A 1,957-nucleotide genomic window follows, 5' to 3' on the forward strand; every position below is an offset into this window, starting at 1 on the left:
GGTGAGACGCTGGCCGTGGTGCTGGGCGACCCCACCTATTACGGGCGTTTCGGCTATAGCCACACGCGTGCCGAGAACTTCGAAAGCGAATACCAGGGCGAAGCGCTGCAGGCGCTGGCCTGGGGTGACGCGCCAGAAGCAGGCAGGCTGGTCTACGCCTCCGCCTTCACCGCTCTCGCCGCGTAGAACAGTCAGCCGTTTTCACGGAAACGGCGAACTGCACTCCTCTTTGTTTTAACGCAATTCCGAACGGAAAACCGTTTCACACTTTTCCTGGAATTGCTCGAGGCGAGAGCTCTAGCCGCAAATGCCGCGTTTTCGCCTCGACATCGAATATGACGGCAGCCTGTTTGCCGGCTGGCAGCACCAGGCGGATCAGCCTTCGGTGCAGCAGGCGATCGAACAGGCGATCGAAAAATTCTGCGGCGAAGCGATCAGGCTGCGCGCCGCCGGCCGCACCGATGCCGGCGTGCATGCGACCGCGCAGGTGGCGCATGTCGACCTCGTCAAGGCGTGGCCGAGCGACAAGGTGCGCGATGCCGTCAACGCCCATCTGCAGGCGGCCGGGGCGCGCATCGCCATCCTGAAAGCGACGGTGGTCTCCGACAGTTTCGACGCCCGCTTCTCGGCCATTGGCCGCCACTATCTCTACCGCATCCTGAACCGCCGCGCGCCGGCCGCGCTCGACAAGGGCAAGGTGTGGTGGGTGCCGAAGCGGCTCGACGCCGGCGCCATGCACGAAGCGGCAAAGGTCCTGCTCGGACGGCATGACTTTACCACCTTCCGCTCGACCCAGTGCCAGGCCAACAGCCCGATCAGGACGCTGGAACGGCTCGATGTGAGCCGACAAGGCGACATGGTCGAGGTCAGGGCTTCGGCGCGCTCGTTCCTGCACAACCAGGTGCGTTCGATGGTCGGCTCGCTCAAGCGTGTCGGCGACGGCGGCTGGAGCGCGGCCGACCTGAAAACATCGCTCGAGGCGCGCGACCGCGCCGCCTGCGGCCAGGTGGCGCCGCCCGACGGGCTGTTTCTCACCGGTGTCGATTATCCGATCGAGACGAGCCCGGAAAGGCTCTGAACTCCGACATCGTCCGGGACGGTGATGCCGAGCAACGTCTGCAGGCCGAACAGCACCAGCAGCGACGCAATGAACATGCCGACGAAAACGGCCGTGCCGACCGCTGCGCCCCTGCCCATCGTGGCATTTGTCATGCGCCAGGTCAGCACCATAGAAAGGGCAAAGAGGAACAGCGACACAAGGCTCGAAACCTGGCTTGCGGACGACAGGAAAAGCCGGATCAGCGCCGAAGGCAGCATCAGCCAGGCGGTGATGGCCGAAGCCCAGTTGCTGGCAACGACGTAGTGGACGAAGCGGCCGCCTATGCCGGCGCGCGGCGCGATGAAAGCGAGCGCAACCAGCGGCAGCACCCAGGAGCCGATGTCGACCGTCGCCAGGCGCACCAGCATGCTGAAGCGCCCCGCGAAGGCGTCGGGATCGCCGATTTCGTTGGCGATGCCGACCCAGCCGACGATCAGCGCCGGTGCTGCAACGACAATGGCGAAGAAGGAATTCCAGAAGCCGTCGGCCGACAGGTCGAGCAGGCGCAGGCCGTCGGCTCTGCCGAGCATCAATCGCCAGGCGCCCGTCAGCGAAGCTTGGGTTTCGTCCGCCGAAAGCATGCTGTTCAGCCCTGTCCGAACCAGTCTTCTATGAAGCGCTGGTAGATTTGCGTCAGCGTCTCGAGGTCGGCAATGGCGACGCGCTCGTCGACCATGTGCATGGTCTTGCCGACCAGCCCGAACTCGACCACCGGGCAATAGTCCTTGATGAAACGCGCATCGGAGGTTCCACCGGAGGTCGACAGCGTCGGCTCCTTGCCGACCGCCGACTTGATCGAGCCGCGCAGCGTTTCGATCAGCCTGTCGTCACGGGTCAGGAAGACATGGCTCGGCCGGG

Annotated in this window: 3 protein-coding genes and 1 pseudogene; 2 read left to right on the forward strand and 2 right to left on the reverse strand. The window is 64.7% G+C overall.

Annotation, left to right across the window (positions count from 1 at the left end):
• Positions 1 to 186 (forward strand): annotated as a pseudogene (locus ENZ74_RS30545) (N-acetyltransferase); the annotation flags it as partial.
• 121 nt (positions 187 to 307) lie between these two features.
• On the forward strand, positions 308 to 1,078 hold the full coding sequence (truA, locus tag ENZ74_RS30550) for a tRNA pseudouridine(38-40) synthase TruA (protein WP_063169727.1): 771 nt from the start codon (positions 308 to 310) through the stop codon (positions 1,076 to 1,078).
• Here truA and ENZ74_RS30555 read toward each other — a convergent pair.
• Both ENZ74_RS30555 and ENZ74_RS30560 read right to left on the reverse strand, forming a co-directional pair.
• Positions 1,045 to 1,680 carry a hypothetical protein gene (locus tag ENZ74_RS30555; protein WP_063169726.1) on the reverse strand — a complete coding sequence of 212 codons (636 nt, stop codon included), beginning with the start codon at positions 1,678 to 1,680 and terminating at the stop codon, positions 1,045 to 1,047. The two genes, truA and ENZ74_RS30555, sit on opposite strands and share 34 nt — an antisense overlap.
• A 5-nt stretch (positions 1,681 to 1,685) precedes the next feature.
• On the reverse strand, positions 1,686 to 1,957 hold a 272-nt coding region (locus ENZ74_RS30560), incomplete at its 5' end, for a M20/M25/M40 family metallo-hydrolase (protein ID WP_127313248.1).

Source organism: Mesorhizobium sp. M7A.F.Ca.CA.002.15.2.1 (genome assembly GCF_003998715.1).
Taxonomy (GTDB): Bacteria; Pseudomonadota; Alphaproteobacteria; order Rhizobiales; family Rhizobiaceae; genus Mesorhizobium; species Mesorhizobium ciceri.